General features: G+C 53.0%; 1 protein-coding gene. It reads left to right on the top strand.

Going from position 1 to position 328, the window contains the following annotated elements:
- Positions 1-65: 65 nt before the first annotated feature.
- On the top strand, positions 66-328 hold a 263-nt coding region (locus SM753_RS21470), incomplete at its 3' end, for a thioredoxin domain-containing protein (protein ID WP_369335388.1).

Genomic DNA, 328 nt, shown 5'->3' with positions numbered 1-328 from the left:
TCACCACCGAGAACATCTCCAAGTTCACCCAAAACTACCTTGATGGATCCGTCAAGCCACACCTTATGTCCGAAGATATCCCAGAGGATTGGGACAAGAACCCAGTCAAGATCCTTGTCGGAAAGAACTTCGAGCAAGTCGCCCGTGACAACACCAAGAACGTTCTTGTTGAGTTCTACGCCCCATGGTGCGGACACTGCAAATCCCTCGCCCCAGAATACGCAAAGGCCGCCACTCAACTCAAGGAAGAAGGATCCGACATCAAGCTCGGAAAGCTCGATGCCACCGTCCACGGAGAGGTCTCCTCCAAGTTCGAAGTCCGCGGATA

Origin of the sequence: Halostella sp. PRR32 (genome assembly GCF_034808085.1) — an archaeon.
Taxonomy (GTDB): Archaea; Halobacteriota; Halobacteria; order Halobacteriales; family Natronoarchaeaceae; genus Halostella; species Halostella pelagica.
This window is presented reverse-complemented; position numbering and strand designations above follow the sequence as displayed.